The organism is Mycobacterium montefiorense (assembly GCF_025823255.1).
GTDB lineage: Bacteria > Actinomycetota > Actinomycetes > Mycobacteriales > Mycobacteriaceae > Mycobacterium > Mycobacterium montefiorense.
Genome location: NZ_JACKVL010000013.1, coordinates 707665 through 732171, shown reverse-complemented (window position 1 = coordinate 732171; position 24507 = coordinate 707665). Strand labels below are relative to the sequence as shown.

Sequence of the window (24507 nt, the reverse complement as noted above, 5' to 3'; positions counted from 1 at the left end):
CATTAGCCTGAGCTGGCTACCCGCCCCCGCTCACAACCATGGAGGCATACCGGCCGTGCCGACCAACGAACAGCGACGTGCGAATGCCAAGCGCAAACTCGAACGGCAGCTGGAGCGCCGCGCAAAGCAAGCCCGACTGCGCCGCCTCCTGCTGATCGTCGGGGGCGCCGTCGCGGCTGTCGCGGTGGTGGCCGCGGTGGTGATCACCGTGATCAACACCAACAAACACAAGGACAACACGGCGTCGCCCGCCACCTCAGCCGCGGCGAGCACGACGGCCCCGACCGGGCAGGTCCCGCCGGCTCCGCCGTTGCCGGCTTTCAAGCCGTCGGCGACCGTTGGCGCCAACTGCCAGTACCCGGCGACACCGCAGGAACCGGCCGCCAAGCCGGTCAAGCCGCCACGCACCGGCAAGGTGCCGACCGATCCGGCTCAGGTGAGCGCCAGCATGTCGACCAGCCAGGGCAATCTCGGCCTGATGCTGGCCAACAACGAATCACCCTGCACGGTCAACAGTTTCGCGAGTCTGATTGGCCAGAAGTACTTCGACAACACCAAGTGCCATCGGCTGACCACCTCGGAGACGTTGGGCGTCCTGCAATGTGGTGACCCCAAGGGCGACGGCACCGGCGGTCCGGGCTACAAGTTCGACAACGAGTACCCGACCGACCAGTACCCGCCGAACGACCCCAAGTCGCAGCAACCGGTCACCTATCCCCGCGGCACCCTGGCGATGGCCAACGCCGGACCGGGCACCAACGGCAGCCAGTTCTTCCTGGTCTACAAGGACTCTCAGCTGCCGCCCCAATACACCGTCTTCGGCACGATTCAGCCCGACGGGCTGGCCGTTCTGGACAAAATCGCCAAGGCCGGCGTCAACGGCGGCGGTGAAGACGGAGCCCCGGCCAGCGAAGTCACGATCAAGTCGATACTTCTCGACTAGACCCCGGCTGACCCAACACGAATCGCCACGGATTCGTCAGAATTCGGCGCCTGGATCCGCCCACACCTTAAGGTCGGTGCGTGGGGACGGAGTCATTCGGACAGTACGAACTGCGTGAGTTGCTGGGCCGCGGCGGCATGGGACAGGTGTACCGCGCCTACGACACCAGTACCGACCGGATCGTCGCGCTCAAGGTGCTGCCCGCGCACCTGGCCGAAGACGCCGAGTTCCAGCAACGCTTCCGCCGCGAGGCACGGATCGCCGCCAGCCTGAGCGATCCGCACATGGTGCCGATCCACAGCTACGGCGAGATCGACGGTCGGCTCTACGTCGATATGCGGCTGATCGAGGGCCGCGATCTGATGCAGTACATCGCCGAAAACGGCGGACGCCTGGCACCCGAGCGCGCCGTCGCGGTCGTCGAACAGGTTGCCGCAGCATTGGATACGGCACACGAAGTCGGACTGATCCACCGCGACATCAAGCCATCCAACATCCTGGTATCCAACCGCGACTTCATCTACCTGATCGACTTCGGCCTGGCACGCACCGCCGCCGACACCGCGCTGACGCACACCGGCCACACCATGGGCACGATGGCCTACATGGCCCCCGAGCGGTTCCGGGGCATGACCGATCACCGCGCCGACGTCTATGCGCTGGCCTGCGTTCTCTACGAATGCCTGACCGGACATCTGCCCTACCCCGGCGACACCTTTGAAGAACAGCTCAACGCGCATCTGAACACCCCGCCGCCGCGCGCCTCGTTCACCGCGCCCGGCGTACCCCAGGCCCTTGACGACGTGGTCGCCCGGGGCATGGCAAAAGATCTCGACCACCGCTACCAAACGGCGCTCGAGTTCGCCGAGGCGGCCAAAGCCGCACTGGCAGGCCAGCACGGCGGCGCACCACCACCGCCATCCCCAGCAACGGCCGCCACTGGGCCGCAGTACCCGGTTGCACCGGCCACCGCCTTGCAGCAGCCTGCGCAGCGCTCGCATACGCGCCTGATCGTCGGCATTGTCGCCGCATCGATCTTCACGCTTGCGATGGTGACGATCCTGGTCGTCTCGCTGATCACGAACGGCGACTCCCCCACGAGCAATACCGCGTCCAGCGCCGCACCCCATCCCCGGACGCCGAAACAAGGGCCGGCCATGGGAGGGCCCGGCACACCGATGACCTCGGCCACCCCGAACGGGGCCACCGCGCCGCCGCTGCCCGCATTTGCGCCGCCCGCCGACCTGGGTGCCAACTGCCAATATCCGGTCGTGGCCGCCGACTCGCCCGATGCGTCGCCCAAGCCCGTCGACCCGCCCCGCTCCGGCAGGGTAGCCACCGACCCGCCGGTAATCAGGGCGATCATCTCCACCAACGTCGGCGAGATCGGCCTCGAGCTCGACAACGCCAAGGCCCCCTGCGCGGTGAACAGCTTCACCAGCCTTACCCGACAACGCTTCTTCAGCGACACCTCATGCGCGCGACTAATCAAGACCGCCGACTCCGCGTCACTGCTGTGCGGCGGCCCCGACACGGACGGCGGTGGTGGCCCCGGCTACGAATTCGCCGACGAATACCCGACCAACCAATACCCCGCGGGGGATGCCGCGCTGCGGGCGACCGTCGTGTACCCGCGCGGAACCGTGGCCATGGCCACCTCCGAGCCCAACACGAACGGCAGCCAATTCATCATGTTCTTCGCGGACACCGAGACAACACCGGTGAACACGGTGCTCGGCACGATAGATGAGGCCGGCCTGGCGGTTCTCGACAAGATCGGCGCGGCGGGTGTGGCCGGCAATCGGGACAGCGGTCTTCCCGCCGCCCCGATCACGATCAAATCGGTGCGACTCGGCTAAACGCGAGCGTTACGCGGCCGACGTCACGCGGTAGACGTCGTAAACGCCTTCGACATTGCGCACGACATTGAGTAGGTGCCCGAGATGCTTGGGGTCGCCCATCTCAAAAGTGAAGCGGCTGATGGCAACCCGGTCACCCGAGGTGGTCACCGACGCCGAGAGGATGTTCACCTTTTCGTCGGCCAGTACCCGCGTGACGTCCGACAACAGCCGGTGGCGGTCGAGCGCCTCGACCTGAATAGCCACCAGGAACACCGACGACGGCGACGGGGCCCAGAGCACCTCGATGATGCGCTCGGCCTGCTGCTGCAGTGACGCGGCGTTGGTGCAGTCGGTGCGGTGCACGCTGACGCCGCCGCCGCGAGTGACGAAGCCCATGATCTGGTCGCCCGGCACTGGTGTGCAGCATTTGGCCAGCTTGCTCAGCACCCCGGGGGCACCGGGGACCGAGACGCCGACGTCGTCGGTGCTGCGCGGCCGGCGCAGCATCGTTGTCGGCGTGGACCGCTCGGCGAGGTCCTCTTCGGCCTGGTCGATGCCGCCGAGCTCGGCCAATAGCCGTTGTACGACGTGGCGCGCCGACACATGCCCCTCGCCGATCGCGGTGTACATCGAAGAGACGTCGGTGTAATGCAGCTCGCGGGCGACCGCGGCCATGGCCTCACCATTAACCAAGCGCTGCAACGGAAGTCCGCCGCGGCGCACTTCGCGAGCCATCGCTTCTTTACCGGTCTCGAGCGCCTCTTCGCGGCGCTCCTTGGCGAACCACTGCCGGATCTTCGCCTTGGCTCGCGGCGACACCACGAACTGCTGCCAGTCCCGCGACGGCCCGGCGTTGGGCGCCTTGGACGTGAAAACCTCTACGACTTCCCCGTTTTCGAGCTTGCGCTCCAGCGCGACCAGTCGCCCGTTGACCCTGGCGCCGATGCATCGGTGGCCGACCTCAGTGTGCACCGCGTAGGCGAAGTCCACCGGCGTCGAACCGTTCGGCAGGGTGACCACATCGCCCTTGGGGGTGAACACGAAAATCTCTTGCACCGCAAGGTCGTAACGCAAAGACTCCAGAAACTCACCCGGGTCAGCGGCCTCACGTTGCCAGTCGAGCAGCTGACGCATCCAGGCCATGTCGTCGATCTCGGTGGCGGCATGCAGATGCGGAAGACCGTTGCGGCCCTTGGCTTCCTTATAACGCCAGTGCGCGGCGATGCCGTACTCGGCGGTGCGGTGCATGTCCCGGGTGCGGATCTGCACTTCCAGCGGCTTACCCTCCGATCCGACAACCGTGGTGTGCAGCGATTGGTAGACACCGAATCTGGGCTGGGCGATGTAGTCCTTGAATCGCCCGGCCATCGGCTGCCACAGCGAATGCACCACGCCGACAGCGGCATAGCAGTCCCGGATCTCGTCGCACAGGATGCGGATGCCGACCAGGTCGTGGATGTCGTCGAAGTCGCGGCCCTTGACGATCATCTTCTGGTAGATCGACCAGTAGTGCTTGGGGCGACCCTCCACCACGGCTTTGATTTTCGACGCGCCCAGGGTGTTGACGATCTCGGCACGGACCTTGGCCAGGTAAGTGTCGCGCGACGGCGCCCGCCCGGCGACGAGGCGAACGATCTCCTCGTATTTCTTGGGGTGCAGGATCGCGAAAGACAGGTCTTCGAGCTCCCACTTGACGCTGGCCATACCCAGCCGATGTGCAAGGGGTGCAATGACTTCCAGTGTCTCACGGGCTTTGCGGGCCTGCTTCTCCGGCGGCAGGAAGCGCATGGTGCGCATGTTGTGCAGACGGTCGGCCACCTTGATCACCAGCACCCGCGGGTCGCGAGCCATCGCGGTGATCATCTTGCGGATGGTCTCGCCTTCGGCGGCGTTGCCCAGTTCGACGCGGTCCAGCTTGGTCACGCCGTCGACCAGGTGGCCTACCTCTTCGCCGAATTCCTCGCTCAAAGCCTCGAGCGTGTAGCCGGTGTCCTCGACGGTGTCGTGCAGCAGCGCGGCCACCAAAGTCGTGGTGTCCATGCCCAATTCGGCGAGAATGTTGGCGACAGCCAGCGGGTGGGTGATATAGGGATCACCGGAATACCGCAACTGTGTGGCATGGCGTTCGTCGGCGACCTCGAACGCCCGGGTGAGCATCGAGAGGTTCGCCTTGGGATAGATCTCCCGATGCACCGCCACCAGCGGCTCGAGCACGGGGTTCAGCGCGCCGCGCTGGGCGGTCATTCGCCGGGCCAGCCGGGCCCGGACGCGACGAGACGCACTGCTCGACGTCTTCAGGGACTCGGCCGGTGGCTCCGGCGGCCCCGGCGGGTCGAGGGGTGGTAGCGATGCTGGCGACTCTATGGGCGGCACCACAGCTTGCGCCGTGCTCTGCTCATCCGCCACGTCGGTCACCTCCGAATTCGAGGATATCCCTTACCCACGGCACAAACTGTGTACTTCCAGCGGAGCAACCGCCTCGCGGCCGCCCAGCGAGGTGAGCTCCAGCACCACCGCCGCCCCCGCCACCCGGACCCCGGCCTGCCCAAGCAGCCGGACCGCCGCGCGCAGCGTTCCACCGGTGGCGAGCACGTCATCGAAGATCATCACGCTGCGGTCGCGCAGTTCGACGCCGTCGGCCGGGATTTCCAGGGTGGAGCTGCCGTACTCCAGGTCGTATTCCACGGCGTACACCGGCGGCGGCAGCTTGCCGCCCTTGCGGATGGTCAAGACGCCGGTGCCCAGCCGTTCGGCCACGGCCGCCGCCACCAGAAACCCGCGGGAATCGATACCGGCCACCAGATCGACGTCGGAGGCTAGATCTGCCAGCGCGTCGGTGACCGCGCCCATGCCTTCCCCGTCGGCGAACAGCGGGGTCAGATCTTTGAAGTGGACTCCCGGCTGCGGAAAATCGGCCACCGCGCGCGTCAACGACGCGATGTGGGCGGCCAGCAGCGCGTCCTCTCGAACAGTCGTCATTGCAGCAAAGCCCATCGGTCCATGTTCCAACCGGCCCCCCACCGAGTCGGGTTTGCGCTGACGGCGTACATCCGTTTCGACATCAGCAACGTGCGCTGCTGCCGATAGAGGGGCAGCGTTGGCATGTCCCCCCAGACTACCGGGGCAGCCTCGGCAAGCAGGCGAACACGCTCGGCCGGGTCGCCCGATACCGCGAGCGCCCCGATTATGCCGTCGAGCTGCGGATTCGCATACGCGGACAGGTTGTTGCCGTTGCCGCTGTGCAAGTCGTAGGCGTCCATCGCCGACGATCCGGTGGACCCGCTGCCATTGGCTCCACCGGTGCTGGCCAGCAAGACGTCGATCTTTCCGTCCTTGAGTGCCTGGGGTCCGGACGTATCCAGCGTGATGTTGGACACACCGATCCCGGCCGCCGCGCAGGACTTGGTGATGGTCCCGACGGTGACCGCGAGCCGGGCGTTGGGGCCCTGGTAGCCGATTCGCACCGGCAGCGGCGCACCACCCAGCGCATCGCGGGCAGCGGCGGGGTCCGCCTTGTTGAACGGGGCGGCTTCGGCGGCACCGTCGGCCAGCGCGACGGCATCCTCGGCAACCGGAGACAGGCGCGAGTTGGCTATCGGGACCCCGGCGTCGTGCGCGATCGCGTCACGGGGCGTACACAGCGCGAACGCGCGACGGGCCTTGGCCTGCGCCAGCGGGCCCTGCGGCGCAAAGATCAGCTGCTCGATGCCTGCCGACGCCGAATCGGTGCGCTCGTAGTTGTCCGGTGTGGCCAGCGCTCCCGAGGATCCGGCCGCGACGTCCACCACGTCGACGTTGCGGTTGTTGACCCGGTCCTGGATGTCGGCGGCCTGCGGCGACACGGTGATCCGCTTGGTGATCGCCTTGGGGCCCCACCACCGATCGTTTGCGACGAGCACCACGGCGCCGTCGTCCAGGACGGATTCGACCTTGTAAGGCCCCGACGACGGGAAGCGTTTGACGATGTCGTCGTGCTTGAGGCCGGGCTTGAGGTTCCACGTGGTGTTCCACAGCTGCGCGATCTGTGCGACCGAGGACGCGTTGTTGCTGAGCAGCGTCGCGGTCACGTCGATGTTGAGCTGGTCGGCGATCACGTGCGACGGCAGCATCGTCGTCGCGGCGAACAGCTGCATGTAGTCGACGACGCCTCGGTCCGGGACGAACGACACCCGCGCCTTCTTCTGCCCCGGTATGCATTCGACGTTGGCGATGTCGACGTAGCCGGCCTGGGTGGCGGCGTCGAAGCCGGGAAACCGGCCCGACGCCGCCGCCCAGGCGAGCACCAGGTCGTCACACGTCACCGGCTTGCCGTCGGAGTACACGGCATTGTCGGCGATCTGGTAGTCGAGCACCAACGGCGAACCGCCCACCACCGCGACGGTGCCGAAGTCGTGGTCGGCGACGACCTGTCCGTCGGGACCGTGATAGCCGAACCCGGTCAGCGTGCGAGCGAAGGCCTGCGCCCCGGCCGACGCGAAACCGACGGTGGTGTTGACGTTGTAGCTGCTCAGCGGGCCGTCGACGACGTAGTCGATCTCCGAGGCGGCGCTACTCGAGCACCCGGTCAGCGCGACTGCGCACGCGAGCGCCACGACCACGGCCGCGGGCGCGGCCCGCCGCAGGCCCCGCCTGATCCGCATGCCAATGGTGCCCACAGTCCGCGGACACCAGGGGGCCATCTCGGCTACCGCCGGCCGGCGTTTCGCTTGCCGCTCGGCCGCCGGGTACCGGTGGGCCGCACGGGCCGAGCACCCGGCGCCGGCTTGCTCGGCGCCGACTCGGTGGACGCCGCTGCGGCTTTCTTTGTCTCCTCGGTGCTTTCAGACGCCTCTTCGCCGACGCTGCTCGCCTGCTCCGGCGTGCCGGGCTTGCGCCGTCTCACGACGCGTCGGGTGTGGGAACGCACCAGCTCCGTGCGCTCGCGCAGCGTGACCAGCAGCGGGGTGGCGAAGAAGATCGACGAGTAAGTGCCGACCAGGATGCCGACCAGCTGCACCAGCGCCAGGTCCTTCAGCGTGCCGACACCCAGCAGCCACACCGCCACCACCATCAGCGCCAGCACCGGCAGTACCGAGATCAGGCTGGTATTGATCGAGCGCATGAAGGTCTGGTTGATCGCCAGGTTGGCCTGCTCGGCGAAGGTGCGCCGGGTGGTGTGCTGGAAACCGTGGGTGTTCTCCTCGACCTTGTCGAACACGATGACGGTGTCGTAAAGCGAGAACCCGAGGATGGTCAGCAAACCGATCACCGTGGCCGGGCTGACTTCGAAGCCGACCAGCGAGTAAACGCCGGCAGTGACGGCCAGGTCGAACACCATGGTCGTCAGCGCGGAGATGGCCATGTAGCGCTCGTAGCGCACCATGATGTAGATGCTGACCAGCACCAGGAACACCGCCAGCGCGAACAGCGCCTTCTTGGTGATCTGATCGCCCCAGGTCTCAGATACCGCCGAGTCGCTGATGGCCGCCTTGTTCGGCTTGCCGTCGGGACCCTTGGGCCCGAACGCGTCGAACAGCGCGTTGCGCAGCTTCGAGGTTTGGTCGTTGGACAGCGTTTCCGAATTGATCTGCACCGTGGCCGAAGCTCCGCTGCCGACGGTGACCACCGATTCGGCATCACGGCCCAGGGTCTTCCTGAACACGTCCTGCACCTGCGAGGTCTGCACGTCGCCGCGCGGGAACGAGACCGTGGTGCCGCCCTTGAAATCGATCCCGAAAGTAAAGCCCCGCACGATGATCGACAGGATCGCGATCGCGACGATCACACCGCTGATGCCGTACCACAGCCGGCGCCGCCCGACCACCTCGAACGCGCCCGTTCCGGTGTAGAGCCGCGCGATGAAGCTGTGATGCGGCAGCCGCGCGCGGGAGTCCGACGTCGGCTCCACCACGCCCTCGCTGGCTTCGCTGATTTCGGCCGCGTCGCTCTTGGTCTCCGAGTCGGCCTTCGTGTCTTCGGCCTCGGAGCCGGTGCCTTTGGAGGTCATCGCCTATCCCCGTCCCGTCTTCACGCTCGACGAAGCCCGGCGTTCGCGGGCGACCTGCTGCACAGCTCCCAGGCCGTTGTAGACGGGCTTCGCCAGTGTCGGAGACTTGGAGGTCAGGTAGACCAGCGGCCAGGTCACCAGGAACACCACCACGATGTCGAGCACCGTGGTCAGGCCCAGGGTGAAGGCGAATCCACGCACCTGGCCGATCGCCAGGGCGTACAGCACGGCGGCGGCCAGGAAGGTGACGGCGTTACCCGACACGATCGTCTTGCGGGCCCGCGCCCAGCCTCGAGGCACCGCCGACCGGAACGAACGGCCTTCGCGGATCTCGTCTTTGATGCGTTCAAAGAACACCACGAACGAGTCGGCGGTGGTTCCGATACCGATGATCAGACCCGCGATGCCGGCCAGGTCCAGGGTGTAGTTGATCTGTCGGCCCAGGATCACCAAGATCGCGAAAATCATTGCACCGGAAGCAGTTAACGATAGTGCCGTTAGCAATCCCAGCACCCGGTAGTACAGCAGCGAATAGAGCAGCACCAGCAGCAAGCCGATCGAGCCAGCAATCAGCCCCGCGCGCAGCGAGGTCAATCCCAATGTGGCCGAGACGGTTTGGGCTTCCGAGGATTCGAAGGACAGCGGAAGCGAGCCGTATTTCAGGACGTTGGCCAGCTGGCCGGCGGTCGAGGCAGTGAATGGTGGGTCACCGCCAGTGATTTGGGTCCGGCCGCCGGGGATCGCCTCCTGAATCATCGGGGCGCTGACGACCTGCGAGTCCAGGGTGAACGCGGTCTGGGTACCGACGTGGGCGGCGGTGAAGTCAGCCCAGGTGTTGGCCGCGGCGGGCTTGAACTGAACGTCGACGACGTAGCCGATGCCGTGTTGGTTCATCGTCGAGCTGGCGTCCTGAATCTGATCGCCACTGATGATCGACGGCCCCAGCTGGTAGGCGGTCTTGTGGTCGGTGGAACAGGTGATCAGCGGCAGCGTCGGGTCGTCGTTGCCGGCCAGAATGTCCTCTTTGTCGCAGTGGGCGGCAACCCAGCGCATCGCAACCATCTGAATGTAAGGGTTGGGGCTCTGCCGGAAATCCTTCATCGCCTGGATGCGCTCCGCCAGATCCTTGCGCGGATCGGGCGGCGCGGGTGCCTCAGGCGGCGGCGCGTCGGCGGCGGGCGCTCCGGGCGGCGGCGCTCCGGGTGCCGGCGCATTACCGGGCGCGGGCGCCGGGCTCGGTGCGGGGCTGGGGGTCGGCGGCGGGTCCTGCGGATAGGGCCGCGGTTGCGGCGCCGGCCGTCCGGCCGGCGGTGGCACGGGCTGGCCGGCAGGCGCAGGTGCCGACTGCCCGGGCGCGGGCTGGCCGGCAGGCGGAGGTGCCGGCTGCCCGGGCGCCGGGGCGCCCGATGGGCTCCCGGCAGGCGGCTGGGCCCCAGGCTTGGGTTCGGCACTTTGGGCCGGCACCGCGTTGAGCACCGGCCGGATGTAGAGCCGAGCCGTTTGTCCCAGATTGCGGGCCTCGTTGCCGTCGTTGCCGGGCACCGTGATGACCAGGTTGTCACCGTCGACGACGACCTCCGAGCCGGAGACGCCCAGGCCGTTGACGCGCGCGCTGATGATCTGCTGCGCCTGCGACAGCGCCTCGCGGCTCGGGCGCGACCCGTCCGGGGTACGCGCGGTCAGCGTCACACGGGTGCCACCCTGCAGATCGATGCCGAGCTTCGGGGCGGCCCGTTTATCACCGGTGAGAAACACCGTCAAATAGACAGCGACCAGCAGAAACAGGAAAACCGATAGGTAGCGGGCAGGGTGCACCGGCGCCGAAGACGATGCCACTTTCCTAATATCTCCTTGAAAATCGGTTTTATCCCCGACAGAGCCTACGTGTCCGCGTCGCGCAAACCGCTTATCGGACCGGAGCGGTCACTGATCTTTGGTCAGCCGACTCTCGTCGGCAGGGTCTTGGGGACCTTCGGACTCCCCAAAGGCCGCGTCGTCTTCATCCAAGTCGTCCTCGGCCACGATCCGGTCGCGGATGGCCAGCTTCATCCAGGTGGTCACCACGCCGGGCGCGATCTCGAGGTCGACGGTGTCGTCGGTGAACGCGACGATGGTCGCCTGCAAGCCGGACGTCGTGTGCACGCGGTCCCCCGGCTGCAAGGAGTCGTGCAGGTCGATGGTGGCTTGCATCGCGCGCTTCTGGCGGCGCGACGCCAGATACATGAACCCGCCCATGATGAGCAGGAACGGCAGGAACAAAACCAAACTTTCCATCGAACAAGCCTGTCTTTCGTATCGGTATTGCTGGGTATGCCAACGGTCGACGCCGGCCGACCGGGAGGTCACGCAGCGCGTAACGGGTCCAGTGTGCCCGTCCAGTCTGGCAGGCCACCGGTCGCGACGGATCGGCACCTGCGCGGACCACACCGCCCACACACCGCGACCATGTCCTCGGCAGGCACCACGACCGCCCGAACATATAGGCTCTCAGCGCGACGCGACCCGCGCGCCGCAGGGAGGATACCGTGACCAGCCTTGAGCAGACCCGCCAACTGGTTACCGAAATCCCTGGTCCCCGGTCGCTGGAGCTGAACAAACGCCGAAGCGCGGCGGTGTCGCACGGCGTGGGCGTCACCCTGCCCGTGTTCGTCGCCCGTGCCGGCGGCGGCATCGTCGAGGACGTCGACGGAAACCGGCTGATCGACCTGGGCTCCGGCATCGCCGTCACCACCATCGGCAACTCCTCGCCGCGGGTGGTGGACGCGGTGCGCGAGCAGGTGGCCGAGTTCACCCACACCTGCTTCATGGTGACGCCGTACGAGTCCTACATCGCGGTCGCCGAAGCGCTGAACCGGATCACTCCCGGCTCGGGTGCGAAGCGCTCGGCGCTGTTCAACTCCGGCGCCGAGGCCGTCGAGAACGCCATCAAGATTGCCCGCTCCTACACCCGCAAGACCGCCGTGGCGGCCTTCGACTACGCGTATCACGGCCGCACCAACATGACGATGGCGCTGACCGCGAAGTCGATGCCGTACAAGAGCGGCTTCGGCCCGTTCGCTCCGGAGATCTACCGGGCGCCGATGTCCTACCCGTACCGGGATGGCCTGCTCGACAAGGAGCTGGCCACCGACGGTGAGCTAGCCGCCAAGCGCGCCATCAGCGTGTTCGACAAGCAGATCGGCGCCGACAACCTGGCGGCCGTCGTCATCGAGCCCATCCAGGGCGAGGGCGGGTTCATCGTGCCGGCCGAGGGATTCCTGCCCACGCTGCTGGCCTGGTGCCGCAAGAACAACGTGGTGTTCATCGCCGACGAGGTGCAAAGCGGGTTTGCCCGCACTGGCGCGATGTTCGCCTGCGAGCACGAAGGCATCGAGCCCGACCTGATCTGCACCGCCAAGGGCATCGCCGGGGGCCTGCCGCTGTCGGCGGTGACCGGCCGAGCCGAAATCATGGACGCCCCGCATGTCAGCGGGCTGGGCGGCACGTTCGGCGGAAACCCGGTGGCGTGTGCGGCAGCCTTGGCCAGTATCGCGACGATCGAGGACGACGGTCTGGTCGAACGGGCCCAGCAGATCGAGCGGCTGATCACCGACGTGCTGCTGCGGATGCAGACCGGCGACGATCGAATCGGTGACGTCCGCGGCCGCGGCGCCATGGTCGCGGTCGAGCTGGTGAAATCCGGGACCAGCGAACCCGACGCCGAGCTGACGAACAAGCTGGCCACTGCGGCCGGCGCCGCCGGCATCATCGTGCTGACCTGTGGCATGTACGGCAATGTCATCCGGCTGCTGCCGCCGCTGACGATCAGCGACGAGCTGCTCACCGAGGGACTCGACGTGCTGCGCGCGCTACTGGCCGATCTCTGACCAGAACCCCGCCACCGACCGGGGACGACGGCTGCTCGCCGACGTGAGCGACGATGCAACGGTTGCTCGACACACTCGATCCGGAAAACTCGCGAGGATAACCCCGGTGGCATAACTCACAGAGAACTGCCAACTACAGCCCATTGAGGAATACCGTTAGTTTCGCTAACGTTTTAAGGGTTGGCGCAGTGTCGCGCGATCACAGCTCATATTTCTCAGTTGTTTCAAGGAGAAGTGTCATGTCGACTTCCAGTCAGGACGAGCGGCTCGAACGCCGCGTGGCGGAGCTCTCCGCCAACGACCCGCAGTTCGCCGCCGCCAAGACCGACCCGGCCGTCGCCGCGGCTCTCGAACAGCCTGGACGGCGTCTGCCGCAGATCATCAAGACCGTGCTCGAGGGCTACGCCGACCGCCCGGCTCTTGGCCAGCGCGTCGTGGAGTTCGTCAAAGACCCGAAGACCGGGCGCACTTCGCCAGAGCTGCTCCCCCGCTTCGAGACCATCACCTACCGCGAACTGGACGAGCGCGTCGATGCCCTGGCAAGCGCGCTGGCCGCCGATTCGGTGCAGGCCGGCGACCGCGTCGCCGTGCTGGGCTTCAACAGCGTCGACTTCACCACTATCGACGTCGCACTGGCCCACATCGGCGCCGTGTCGGTTCCGCTACAGACCAGCGCGGCGCTCACACAGCTGCAGCCGATCGTGGCCGAAACCGAGCCCGGCGTGATCGCGGCCAGCGCGAGCCAGCTGTCCGAGGCCGTCGAGCTGATCCTGACCGGCCACACCCCAGCCAAGCTGGTCGTCTTCGACTACCACCCCGAGGCCGACGACCAGCGCGAGGCGGTCGAAACCGCCCGTGCGCGTCTGGCCGACACCGCGGTCGTTGTCGAGCCGCTCGCCGAGATCATCGAGCGCGGGAAAGCGCTTCCGGCGCTGCCTGTTTCGGATGCCGACGCAACCGATAACCCGTTGGCCCTGCTGATCTATACCTCCGGTAGCACCGGCGCACCCAAGGGCGCGATGTATCTGGCCGGCAACATCGGCAAGATGTGGTGCCGGTCGCGCCGCAACTGGTTCGCGCCGAGTGCCGCGTCGATCACACTCAACTTCATGCCGATGAGCCACGTCATGGGGCGCGGCATCCTCTACGGCACGCTCGGTAACGGCGGCACGGCCTACTTCGCCGCCAAGAGTGACCTGTCCACCCTGCTGGAAGACATCCAGCTGGTGCGGCCCACCGAGATGAACTTCGTGCCGCGAATCTGGGAGACCCTCTACAGCGAATACCAGCGCCAGGTCGAGCGTCGGATCGCCGACGCCGGCGCCTCCGCTGACCGGGCGGCCATCGAAACCGAGGTCCTCGACGAGCAGCGGCAGCACCTGCTGGGCGGCCGGTTCATCTTCGCGATGACGGGCTCGGCGCCCACCTCTGCAGAACTCAAGGCCTGGGTCGAAGCCCTGCTCGAGATGCATCTGCTGGACGGCTATGGCTCCACCGAGGCCGGGATGGTGCTGTTCGACGGCGAGGTCCAGAAGCCGCCAGTCATCGACTACAAGCTGGTCGACGTGCCGGATCTGGGCTACCTCGCCACCGACCGGCCGCACCCGCGCGGTGAGTTGCTACTCAAGACCGAGAACATGTTCCCCGGCTACTACAAGAGGCCCGAGGTCACTGCCGGCGTGTTCGACGCGCAAGGCTACTACCGGACCGGCGACGTCGTCGCCGAGGTAGCGCCCGGCAGGCTGGTCTACGTCGACCGCCGCAACAACGTGCTCAAGCTGGCGCAGGGTGAATTCGTCACCGTCGCCAAGCTGGAGGCAGTATTCGGCAACAGCCCGCTGATCCGGCAGATCTACGTCTATGGCAACAGTGCACACCCCTACCTGCTGGCCGTCGTGGTGCCGACCGAAGAAGCGTTGCGGCGCAACGACCTTGGGGTGCTCAAGGGACTAATCGCCGACTCGCTGCAGGACGTCGCGAAGGAAGCCAGCCTGCAGTCCTACGAGGTGCCGCGCGACTTCCTTATCGAGACAACGCCTTTCACGCTGGAGAATGGTCTGCTGACCGGCATCCGCAAGCTGGCGTGGCCGAAGCTGAAGCAGCACTACGGCGAGCGGCTCGAACAGCTCTACACCGACCTGGCCGCGACCCAGGCCAACGAGCTCTCCGAACTGCGCAGCAGCGGGGCCCAGGCCCCGGTGCTGCAAACGGTCAGCCGGGCCGCGGCCGCACTGCTGGGTGCGGCGAGCGGCGACCTGTCGCCGGAAGCACACTTCACCGACCTCGGCGGAGACTCGTTGTCGGCGTTGACATTCGGCAATCTGCTGCACGAGATCTTCGCCGTCGACGTCCCGGTGGGTGTGATCGTCAGCCCGGCCAACGACCTGGCCGCGATCGCCGCCTACATCGAAAGCGAGCGCCAGGGCAACAAGCGGCCCACCTTCGCCGCCGTGCACGGGCGCAACGCCGTCGAGGTGCACGCCGGTGACCTCACGCTGGACAAGTTCATCGACGCGCCGACGTTGGCGGCCGCACCGGAGCTGCCCGCCGCCGCCACCGAGGTGCGCACCGTCTTGCTGACCGGAACCACCGGCTTCCTCGGCCGCTACCTGGGCCTGGAATGGCTGGAGCGAATGGACCTGGTCGACGGCAAGGTGATCGCCCTGGTCCGCGCCAAGGACGACGCGGCCGCGCGCGCCCGGCTGGATGCGACCTTTGATAGCGGTGACGCCCAACTGCTGGCCCACTACCGGCAGCTGGCCGGCGATCACCTCGAGGTCATCGCCGGCGACAAGGGAGAGGCAAACCTGGGCCTTGACGAGCAGACCTGGCAGCGGCTGGCCGACACGGTCGATTTGATCGTCGATCCCGCCGCCCTGGTCAACCACGTGCTGCCGTACAGCGAGCTGTTCGGCCCCAACGCCTTGGGCACCGCCGAGCTGATCCGCATCGCGCTGACCGCGAAGTTGAAGCCGTACACCTACGTGTCCACGATCGGGGTGGGCGACCAGATCAAGCCGGGCGCGTTCGTCGAGGACGCCGACATCCGCGAGATCAGTGCCACCCGGCAGATCAACGACAGCTACGCCAACGGTTACGGCAACAGCAAGTGGGCCGGAGAGGTGCTGCTGCGCGAGGCCAACGACCTGTGTGGCCTACCGGTCGCGGTGTTCCGTTGCGACATGATCCTGGCCGATACCAGCTACGCCGGTCAGCTCAACGTGCCGGACATGTTCACCCGGATGATGCTGAGCCTGGTGGCCACCGGCATCGCGCCGCCTCGTTCTACGAGCGCGACGCAATCGGTAACCGCCAGCGTGCTCACTACGACGGGCTGCCGGTGGAGTTCATCGCCGATGCGATCTCGACGCTGGGTGCACAAAGCGCCGGCGGGTTCCGCACCTTCCACGTGATGAACCCGTACGACGACGGCATCGGCATGGACGAGTTCGTCGACTGGCTCATCGAAGGCGGATCCGCCATCCGCCGCGTTGATGACTACGGCGAGTGGCTGCAACGGTTCGAGACCAGCCTGCGCGCGCTGCCCGAAAAGCAGCGCAACGCATCGCTTTTGCCGCTGCTGCACAACTACCAGAAGCCGGAGCACCCGATCCGCGGATCGATGGCACCGACCGATCTGTTCCGTGCGGCAGTCCAGGACGCCAAAGTCGGCCCGGACAAAGATATTCCGCACATCAGCGCGCCGATCATCAACAAGTACGTCAGCGACCTACAGTTGCTCGGCCTGCTCTAAGGGCACCGCTAAAGCCGGTCGCCAGCTCGAGATACCGAGCTGGCGACCGGCTTTAGCGTGATGCGTTGTTAGCGCTGAGGATGCGGCCAGCGCAGGTATGACGCGCCCTTTGCGGGGGCGGCGTCTGTCCGCTGCTTGCGCCAGCCGCCGGTCTTCGGCTCCTCGGACGACTCGTAGTGGTCTGCCCGCGGTGTCGTCATCGCGTCTGCCTCCACCTCACGGTGAGGCTCCTCCAGCCCCGACATGTAGACGGGCTCGCCGGCCACCGGCGTCGCCGACCGCACCCGTGCCAGGGCTTCGATGTCGCTGGCGAGTCGCACCGCAAGGCGCGCCAGCGCGATGCCACTGACGAAGACGATCAGGACGCCCAGCCCTGAGAAGTACGAAATCTCCAGCGCGGCCCGCTTCCGCTCGGTCACGGCGATCGGGTCTCCGGCAGACCCGATTCCCAGCAGCGGAGCGACTTCACCACCGATCACGAACCATCCGCCGGCCACGACCGCCAGCCAGCCGCCCACAATCGCGGTGATCCGATTTCCGGAAAAGATCAGCAGCAGGCCGCCCAGCGCGGCGACGCCTCCTGGCAACACCTCGAGCCAGCCCCGGGCCGTGCTCCATGCCCAATCCTGATCGGGCGTGTAGGCGAAATTGAAATGCGGACCGACGAACGGTATCAACGCACCCCAAGCACCCAGGACGACCAGGATCACCCCGCAGACCGCACCGCGGGAACGTGGCATCCACAACCTGCCTGGATGGCCTTCTTGTGCGTTACTCATTTACATCCCCCTATAGACGCCGGACTACTTCAGCACGGCGGGGATACCCTGCGGTTCGCGCTTGTAACCTCTGGCAGCTCCGAAGGCCGTGACCCGTGTGGCCGGCGTGTCTGCTGTTACGGGGCGAGGCCAAGCGCCAGCAGCACGATCGCGATCAACGGAAACGCCCCCTGCGTCACCGCTGCCCGCGCTTTGTCCGGCGCCGACACCACCAGGACGACCGCGGCCGCGGCCATGGATCCGATCCCGGCGAAGACGAGTGCCGCTCCGACCGCCCGGTGTCCCATCGCGACCTCGGCGATCCCAATGCCCGCGGCAATCGCCAGGAAAAGGTTGTAAAAGCCCTGATTGAAGGCCAGCAGCTTGGTGGTCTCGGCCTCCTCGGCCGTCGTACCGAAGGCGGCGCGGGTACGGGGTGAGGTCCAGGTCAACGACTCCATCGTGAAGATGTAGACGTGCAACAGCGCCGCAAGCGCGGCGAATACCAGTCCGGCGGTGATCATGACGCCTCCTACTCGAACAGCCCAGGTTGAGCCAGACCGGTGACTCCGGCTGGCGGGGTCATACCCAGATGAGTCCAGGCCAGCGCGGTGGCCACCCGGCCGCGCGGCGTGCGAGCGACCATGCCGGCGCGCACCAGGAACGGCTCGCACACCTCCTCGACGGTGGTCGCCTCCTCCCCGACCGCCACCGCGAGCGTCGAAACCCCGACCGGCCCGCCGCTAAAGCTGCGGGTCAGCGCCGACAGCACCGCCCGGTCCAGCCGGTCGAGCCCAAGCTCGTCGACGTCGTAAACCTCCAGCGCCGACTTGGCGACGTCGCGGGTGATCACCCCGTCCGCCCGCACCTCGGCGAAGTCCCGCACCCGGCGCAGCAGGCGGTTGGCGATCCGGGGCGTGCCGCGGGAGCGACGGGCGATTTCCGCGCCGGCTTCGGCGCCCAGCTCGATGCCCAGGATCCCGGCCGAACGCGCCAGGACTCGCTGCAAGTCGGCCGGCTCGTAGAAATCCATATGCGCGGTGAACCCGAAGCGGTCCCGCAGCGGCCCAGTCAGCGCGCCGGACCGGGTGGTCGCACCGACCAGGGTGAACGGCGCAACGTCCAACGGAATCGATGTTGCCCCAGGGCCTTTGCCCACGATGACGTCGACCCGGAAGTCTTCCATCGCGAGGTAGAGCATCTCCTCGGCCGGGCGGGCGATGCGGTGGATCTCGTCGATGAACAACACATCGTGCTCGACCAGGTTGGACAGCATCGCGGCCAGATCGCCCGCACGCTCCAGCGCCGGCCCCGAGGTCACCCGCAATGAGGACCCGAGTTCGCTGGCGATGATCATCGCCAGCGACGTCTTGCCCAACCCCGGCGGGCCGGACAGCAGAATGTGATCCGGTGTGCCGCCGCGGTTTTTGGCGCCTTCGAGGACCAGCTGCAGCTGTTCGCGGACCCGGGCCTGGCCGATGAACTCCCGCAGCGAGCGGGGCCGCAGACTGACATCGATGTCGCCCTCCCCGATGGTCAGCGCCGGGGACAGGTCGCGATCCGCATGGTCTTCGGAGTACTCGTCACTCATTTGGACTTACCCAGCAACGACAGCGCGGCCCGCAAAGCGCCGGAAGTCGTTGCCTGTTCGCCGTTTTCGCGGACGGCGGCAAGAACTTTGTCGGTGGCGTCCTCGGCCTGCTTGGCCGCGAAGCCCAGACCGACCAGCGCCTCGACCACGGGGCCCCGTACCCCGTGGCCATTGAGACCCGCACCCGCCGGTGCTGCCGTGGGCGTGCCGGCGGGATAGATCTTGTCGCGCAACTCCAGCACCATGCGCTCGGCGCCGCGCTTACCGATGCCCGGCACCCGGGTCAGCGCGGCGACGTCGCCGTCGGCCAGTGCGTGGCGCAGCGCAGCGGCGTCGTGCACGGCCAGGGTCGCCATCGCCAGTCGCGGCCCGACTCCAGAGACCGATAGCAGCGTCAGGAACAGGTCGCGGTTCTCGCCATCGACAAACCCGTACAGCGTCTGCGAATCCTCGCGGACGATCATCGCGGTGATCAGGCGGGCCTCGCTGCCGTGGCGCAACGTCGCCAACGTGGACGGAGTCGCGTTCACCCGGTAGCCGACACCGGCGGCTTCGATCACCACATGATCGAGTGCCACCTCGAGCACCTCACCGCGCACCGAGGCGATCATCGGCCCGCTCCCGCTTTGGCCGCCTTGGCCTTGGCCGCCAACTTGGCGCGGTAAACCTGGCGCGCCTCGGCGGCCATCGCCTCGGCCGCGGCCATCCGGGCCAGTATCGGCGCTCTCCAGCAGTGGCAGATGGCCAGCGCCAGCGCATCGGCCGCGTCGGCCGGGGTCGGTTTGGCTTGCAGCGCAAGGATTCTGGTCACCATCGCGGTGACCTGGGCTTTGTCGGCAGCGCCGTTGCCGGTGACCGCGGCCTTGACCTCGCTGGGGGTATGGAAGTGCACGTCGATATCGCGCTTGGCCGCCGCCAGCGCGATCACGCCACCGGCCTGCGCGGTGCCCATCACGGTCGACACATTGTGCTGGGCGAAAACCCGCTCAACCGCGATCACGTCGGGATGATGTGTATCCAGCCAGTGCTCGACGGCGTCGCTGATGACCAGCAGCCGTTTGGGCAGCGCGGCATCCGACGGGGTACGGACGACGTCGACATCCAGCGCGACGATATTTCGCCCGCGCCCGCTTTCGACAACAGACAGCCCGCATCGGGTCAGTCCTGGGTCGACGCCCATCACGCGCATAGCATGCTCCAACCTAGTACCGAACAGCTGTTCGATAGCCTAGCGGTCGGGTCCGACCCCTAGGGACAGGACACGCGGCACCCACCCACTTTTGGGTCGGGCACTTTACGGCTCCCAGCCGGCAAAAGCTGTTAACTTAAGCCGACGTTCGCTCCACCGCCGCGTCGACGGGAGGGTTTGCGTGGGAACAGTGCTGGTGGTGCTGGCTGCGGTGCTGTTCATCGCGTCGATCGTGGTGTTTGTGGTGGCTTCACGGCGGCCCAAGGCAGCGGCCGGGCCGCGCGGGCGCAGCGACCCCTTCTCCTCCGATGCGATGCCGCAGTTCGGACCCCGGCAACTGGGCCCGGGCGCCATCGTCAGCTATGGCGGTGTCGACTACGTGGTCCGCGGATCGGTGACGTTTCGCGAGGGACCGTTCGTGTGGTGGGAGCACCTGCTGGAAGGCGGCGACCAGCCGACCTGGTTCGCCGTGGAAGAAGACGACGGCCGCCTCGAGCTGGTCATGTGGGTGACTCGCAAGGACCTCACGTTGCAGCCCGGCGACCAGTATGTCATGGACGGGATGGCATTTCGCGAGGCGGAGCGCGGTCGGGCGTCCTACACCACCGAGGGCACCACGGGCCTGCCGGCGGGCGGCGAGATGGAGTTCGTCGACTGTGCCAATGCCGACGAGTCCGTGCTGCTCTCCTTCGAGTGCTGGGCACCCGGCACGCCCTGGGAGATCTCGACGGGCAAGCCGGTATCGCCGGGCGAGCTCACCGTCTACCCGGCGCCGCCGGCTTCCGCGTAGGACCGCGCGGTGCCGCTCTATCAGCTCGCCGTGGCTCCGGCCGACGTATCTGGAAGCAGGCTGCGGCTCGCGCTCAACGCGCCCGCACCCCCGCTACTGGCCAGCCACTTGCTCCGCCATCCCGACGGCAGCGCGCTGCGGCTCGGGGTGCTCGGCGCCTCACATCTGGTCACGGTCGAGCACGCCGGCAGCAGCTTCTCCGAACAGGTTTCCTGCACCGCGGGCAGCGATACCGGCAAGCTGCCCGAGCGGTTGCAGGCCTCGGGCTACTCGCTGGAATCGCACACCGACACGCACGACGAGGCGGCGTTTCGCCTGCTGGCCCGCGAGCTGCGCGACCGGTGTCGAGCCGAAACCGGCTGGCTCGGTGGCACTTTCCCCGGCGATGACGCGGCGTTGACCGTGCTGGCCGCCGAACCCGACGGCACCGGCTGGCGCTGGCAGACGTGGCACCTGTACCCGCGCAGCCCACTTGGGTCCGGTGGTGAAGTGGTGCACACGGCGAGCCGGTGGCGTCCGTGAGCCGCAAACATCTGTTCTGGCTCGGCGGTGGCCTGGCCTTGGCTTCCGTGGTGTCCCTGATTGTCGGAATCATATTGCTGCAGAAGGATATTGCGTCGTATATCGCAAGCAACTATCGCGAGTACTCCCGCGATGCCAATGGCACTCGATACGTGTGCAGCGGATCACCCGACCAGGTGGCCGACACACTCGCCGACTACCAGGAGCCCGAGGCGCGCGCGGACAACGACAACAACGACTACCTGCGCTACAGCAACAACATCGTGATCGTCGGCCCAGATGGAAACCACCCGTGCAGCATTCGCGTCGAAAGCCTCGGCGCCGGATACAGCCACGGTTCGTTCATCTACCTCGGCCCCGGCTTCAGTCCAGGATCCCCGTCGAGCGGCTCCGGCGGTAGCCCCGGCGGCCCCGGCGGAACGAAATAACAAAGGAGACAGCCATGTACCTCGCCTTCGATATCGGAAACGTGGACCTCGACCCCGTCCTGAAAGGCGTCGCCGCGACGCTGCTGTACTTCGTCGTCGGCATGGCAGTCCTGATCATCGGGTTCTACATGGTCGATGTGTTGACCCCGGGCAAGCTGCGCCAGCTGGTCTTCGTCGACCGCCGCCCCAACGCCGTCGTGGTCGCCAGCGCGATGTATGTCGCGCTCACCACCGTCATCGTCAGTGCCATCGTCAACAGCTACAGCCAGTTGGCTCAGGGGCTGGTGGGCGTGGGGGTGTACGGACTCTTGGGTGTGATCCTGTTGGGCATCGCGCTGCTGACACTGCACCTGGTGATCCCGGGCAGCTTCCACCAGCACGTCGACGACCCCGAGCTGCATCCGGGCTCGTTCGCGGTGGCCGTGATGCTGTTGGCCGTAGGAGGAGTGACGGCTGCCGCGGTGTCATGACGACCAGCCAGGATGCGGTCCGGGCCGCGCAACCGTCGACACGCTGGCGAGCCGTACTACTCGCCGCCGTCGCGGCGTGCGCGGCGTGCGGCATCATCTACGAACTGGCGCTGCTGACGCTGTCGGCGAGCCTGAACGGCGGCGGTATCGTCGCCACCTCACTGATCGTCGCGGGCTACATCGCGGCGCTGGGCATGGGCGCGCTGCTGGTCAAACCGCTGCTGCGGCATGCAGGCATCACGTTCGTCGCCGTCGAGGCGCTGCTGGGCATCATCGGCGGCTTGTCCGCGGCGACGCTGTATGCGGTGTTCGCATTCCTGGACGGCGCGATCGGGTCGACGTGGGTGCTGGCCGATGGGCACCGCGCTGATCGGCGGCCTGGTCGGCGCTGAGGTCCCGTTGCTGATGACGCTGCTGCAACGTGGCCGCACGTCCGGCGCGATCGACACCGGCCGCACCCTGGCCAACCTCACCGCGGCCGACTACCTCGGGGCGCTGGTCGGCGGATTGGTCTGGCCGTTCGCCCTGCTGCCACATCTCGGGATGATCCGCGGCGCGGCGGCCACCGGCGTCATCAACCTGGTCGCGGCGGGGATTGTGGCGATGTTCCTGCTGCGGCGTGTCATCTCCACCGCGCAGCTGGTGACGGCGCTGTGCGCGCTCGCCGCGGCCCTCGGATTGCTCGTCGTGCTGCTGGTGCACGCCCATGACATCGAATTAACGAGCCGCCAAAGGCTTTACGCCGATCCGATCATCGCCTACCGGCACACCGTCTACCAGGAGATCGTGGTCACCCGCCGCGACAACGACACCCGGCTGTATCTGGACGGTGGGTTGCAGTTTTCCACTCGGGACGAATACCGCTACACCGAGAGCCTGGTGTATCCCGCGCTCGGCAACGGCGCGCACTCGGTGCTGGTGCTGGGCGGCGGTGACAGGCTGGCCGCACGTGAACTGTTGCGCCAGCACGGAATCGACAAGATCGTGCAGGTAGAGCTGGATCCCGCCGTGATCGAGATCGCCCGCACCACCCTGCACGACGCCAATGCCGGAGCGCTGGACAACCCTCGGGTTTCGGTGGTGATCGACGACGCGATGCGCTGGCTTCGAGCTTCCCACCCGCAGCTGCGTCCCGCCGGGGGGTTCGACGCGGTCATCGTCGACCTGCCCGACCCGGACACACCCGTGCTGGGCCGGCTGTACTCAACCGAGTTCTATGCCCTTGTCGCACATGCACTTTCCCCCGATGGGCTGCTCGTGGTCCAGGCCGGGAGCCCGTTCTCCACACCGACCGCGTTCTGGCGCACGGTGTCGACCATGCACTCCGCGGGGTATGCGGTCACGCCCTATCACGTGCACGTGCCGACTTTCGGTGACTGGGGTTTCGTACTGGCCCGCCCCAGCGACACCGCACCGATGCCCAGCATGCCGGCCGACACGCCGCCGCTGCGCTACCTCAACCCGCAGGTACTACAGGCCGCAACGGTGTTCTCCGACGACATCGCACCGCGGCCGCTGGAACCGTCAACCCTGGACAACCCGCGCATCGTCGAGGACATGCGCCACGGCTACGACTAATCACTCGTCGTCGAGAGCGGCCAGCACCTCGTCGGACAAGTCGACATTGGTCCAGACGTTCTGCACGTCGTCGCTGTCATCCAGCGCGTCGACGAGCTTGAACACCTTGCGGGCCGCCTCGACGTCGACCGGCACGCTAACCGACGGCTGAAAACTCGCCTCGGCCGAGTCGTAGTCGATGCCGGCGTCCTGCAGCGCGGTACGCACCGCGACCAGATCGGTTGGCTCGGAGACAACTTCGAAGCTGTCACCGAGATCGCTGACATCCTCGGCGCCCGCGTCGAGCACCGCCGTCAGCACGTCGTCCTCGCTCAGGCCGTTCTTCTCCAGCGTCACCACGCCCTTGCGGGTGAACAGGTAGGAGACCGAGCCCGGGTCCGCCATGGTGCCGCCGTTGCGCGTCATCGCCACCCGCACCTCGCTGGCGGCGCGGTTGCGGTTGTCGGTGAGGCACTCGATCAGCACCGCCACGCCGTTGGGTGCGTAGCCCTCGTACATGATCGTCTGCCAGTCGGCGCCGCCGGCTTCCTCGCCGGCACCGCGCTTGCGGGCACGCTCGATGTTGTCGTTGGGCACCGAGGTCTTCTTCGCCTTCTGGATGGCGTCATAGAGCGTCGGATTGCCTCCCGGGTCGCCACCGCCGGTACGGGCGGCGACCTCTATGTTCTTGATGAGCCGGGCGAACTCCTTGCCACGGCGGGCGTCCTTGACGGCCTTCTGGTGCTTGGTGGTGGCCCACTTGGAATGGCCGCTCATCTGTGTGTTCTACCTCTTCTGTCACTTAAAGTTCG

General features: G+C 67.0%; 19 protein-coding genes and 2 pseudogenes. 9 read left to right on the top strand and 12 right to left on the bottom strand.

Features of this window, described 5'->3' with window-relative positions; translation table 11 throughout:
• The first annotated feature begins 55 nt into the window (after positions 1-55).
• Both H7K34_RS16925 and H7K34_RS16920 read left to right on the top strand, forming a co-directional pair.
• Positions 56-943, top strand: coding sequence for a peptidylprolyl isomerase (locus H7K34_RS16925; RefSeq protein ID WP_264063148.1), 888 nt, complete (start codon positions 56-58; stop codon positions 941-943).
• A gap of 80 nt (positions 944-1023) precedes the next feature.
• The gene (locus H7K34_RS16920) at positions 1024-2802 is read left to right on the top strand and encodes a protein kinase domain-containing protein (protein ID WP_264063147.1); all 1779 of its coding nucleotides are present in this window, start codon (positions 1024-1026) and stop codon (positions 2800-2802) included.
• A 9-nt stretch (positions 2803-2811) separates the two neighbouring features.
• Here the strand turns inward: H7K34_RS16920 and H7K34_RS16915 are convergent, their stop codons facing one another.
• The 6 genes from H7K34_RS16915 to yajC all read right to left on the bottom strand — a co-directional run bounded on the left by H7K34_RS16915 (position 2812) and on the right by yajC (position 11044).
• Complete coding sequence (locus H7K34_RS16915) at positions 2812-5190, bottom strand: RelA/SpoT family protein (protein ID WP_264063586.1); 2379 nt, start codon at positions 5188-5190, stop codon at positions 2812-2814.
• Between the two features lie 30 nt (positions 5191-5220).
• Positions 5221-5763: an adenine phosphoribosyltransferase gene (locus tag H7K34_RS16910; RefSeq protein ID WP_264063146.1), complete on the bottom strand. Its 543-nt coding sequence runs from the start codon at positions 5761-5763 to the stop codon at positions 5221-5223.
• Entirely contained in the window at positions 5760-7430 is a 1671-nt protein-coding gene (locus tag H7K34_RS16905) for an ABC transporter substrate-binding protein (RefSeq protein ID WP_372510801.1), read from the bottom strand. The genes H7K34_RS16910 and H7K34_RS16905 overlap by 4 nt, the downstream gene beginning before the upstream one ends.
• A 38-nt stretch (positions 7431-7468) precedes the next feature.
• Positions 7469-8770, bottom strand: coding sequence for a protein translocase subunit SecF (secF, locus tag H7K34_RS16900; protein WP_264063145.1), 1302 nt, complete (start codon positions 8768-8770; stop codon positions 7469-7471).
• A 3-nt stretch (positions 8771-8773) separates the two neighbouring features.
• A complete protein-coding gene (secD, locus tag H7K34_RS16895; protein WP_264063144.1) occupies positions 8774-10606 on the bottom strand; it encodes a protein translocase subunit SecD in 1833 nt (610 codons plus the stop codon).
• An 87-nt stretch (positions 10607-10693) separates the two neighbouring features.
• The gene (gene yajC, locus H7K34_RS16890) at positions 10694-11044 is read right to left on the bottom strand and encodes a preprotein translocase subunit YajC (RefSeq protein WP_108922453.1); all 351 of its coding nucleotides are present in this window, start codon (positions 11042-11044) and stop codon (positions 10694-10696) included.
• A 251-nt stretch (positions 11045-11295) separates the two neighbouring features.
• Between yajC and gabT the strand changes: the two genes are divergently transcribed.
• Both gabT and car read left to right on the top strand, forming a co-directional pair.
• Positions 11296-12636, top strand: coding sequence for a 4-aminobutyrate--2-oxoglutarate transaminase (gene gabT / locus H7K34_RS16885; RefSeq protein WP_264063143.1), 1341 nt, complete (start codon positions 11296-11298; stop codon positions 12634-12636).
• Positions 12637-12875: 239 nt separating this feature from the next.
• A pseudogene (car, locus tag H7K34_RS16880) lies at positions 12876-16390 on the top strand (carboxylic acid reductase).
• A 68-nt stretch (positions 16391-16458) separates the two neighbouring features.
• On the opposite strand, the gene H7K34_RS16875 reads toward car, so the two are convergent.
• The 5 genes from H7K34_RS16875 to ruvC form a co-directional block, all read right to left on the bottom strand.
• Positions 16459-17169, bottom strand: coding sequence for a hypothetical protein (locus H7K34_RS16875; protein ID WP_264063142.1), 711 nt, complete (start codon positions 17167-17169; stop codon positions 16459-16461).
• 116 nt (positions 17170-17285) lie between these two features.
• On the bottom strand, positions 17286-17672 hold the full coding sequence (locus H7K34_RS16870; RefSeq protein WP_108922446.1) for a DUF1304 domain-containing protein: 387 nt from the start codon (positions 17670-17672) through the stop codon (positions 17286-17288).
• Between the two features lie 8 nt (positions 17673-17680).
• Complete coding sequence (ruvB, locus tag H7K34_RS16865; protein WP_264063141.1) at positions 17681-18739, bottom strand: Holliday junction branch migration DNA helicase RuvB; 1059 nt, start codon at positions 18737-18739, stop codon at positions 17681-17683.
• Complete coding sequence (ruvA, locus tag H7K34_RS16860) at positions 18736-19350, bottom strand: Holliday junction branch migration protein RuvA (RefSeq protein ID WP_108922442.1); 615 nt, start codon at positions 19348-19350, stop codon at positions 18736-18738. The genes ruvB and ruvA overlap by 4 nt, the downstream gene beginning before the upstream one ends.
• Positions 19347-19928 (bottom strand): crossover junction endodeoxyribonuclease RuvC, encoded by a 582-nt coding sequence (gene ruvC, locus H7K34_RS16855; RefSeq protein ID WP_264063139.1) that lies wholly within the window; start codon positions 19926-19928, stop codon positions 19347-19349. Before ruvC ends, ruvA begins: the two co-directional genes overlap by 4 nt.
• Positions 19929-20109: 181 nt before the next feature.
• Between ruvC and H7K34_RS16850 the strand changes: the two genes are divergently transcribed.
• The 5 genes and pseudogenes from H7K34_RS16850 (at position 20110) to H7K34_RS16830 (ending at position 23716) form a co-directional block, all read left to right on the top strand.
• Positions 20110-20718, top strand: a complete 609-nt coding sequence (locus tag H7K34_RS16850) for a DUF4178 domain-containing protein (RefSeq protein WP_264063138.1) — start codon at positions 20110-20112, stop codon at positions 20716-20718.
• A gap of 9 nt (positions 20719-20727) precedes the next feature.
• Positions 20728-21240, top strand: coding sequence for a DUF2617 family protein (locus H7K34_RS16845; protein WP_264063137.1), 513 nt, complete (start codon positions 20728-20730; stop codon positions 21238-21240).
• Complete coding sequence (locus H7K34_RS16840; RefSeq protein ID WP_264063136.1) at positions 21237-21668, top strand: DUF4247 domain-containing protein; 432 nt, start codon at positions 21237-21239, stop codon at positions 21666-21668. The genes H7K34_RS16845 and H7K34_RS16840 overlap by 4 nt, the downstream gene beginning before the upstream one ends.
• A 14-nt stretch (positions 21669-21682) precedes the next feature.
• Positions 21683-22138, top strand: a complete 456-nt coding sequence (locus tag H7K34_RS16835; RefSeq protein WP_264063135.1) for a DUF350 domain-containing protein — start codon at positions 21683-21685, stop codon at positions 22136-22138.
• A pseudogene (locus H7K34_RS16830) lies at positions 22135-23716 on the top strand (polyamine aminopropyltransferase). The gene H7K34_RS16835 and the pseudogene H7K34_RS16830 overlap by 4 nt, the downstream one beginning before the upstream one ends.
• On the opposite strand, the gene H7K34_RS16825 reads toward H7K34_RS16830, so the two are convergent.
• A complete protein-coding gene (locus tag H7K34_RS16825; protein WP_108922431.1) occupies positions 23717-24472 on the bottom strand; it encodes a YebC/PmpR family DNA-binding transcriptional regulator in 756 nt (251 codons plus the stop codon).
• Positions 24473-24507: the final 35 nt, after the last annotated feature.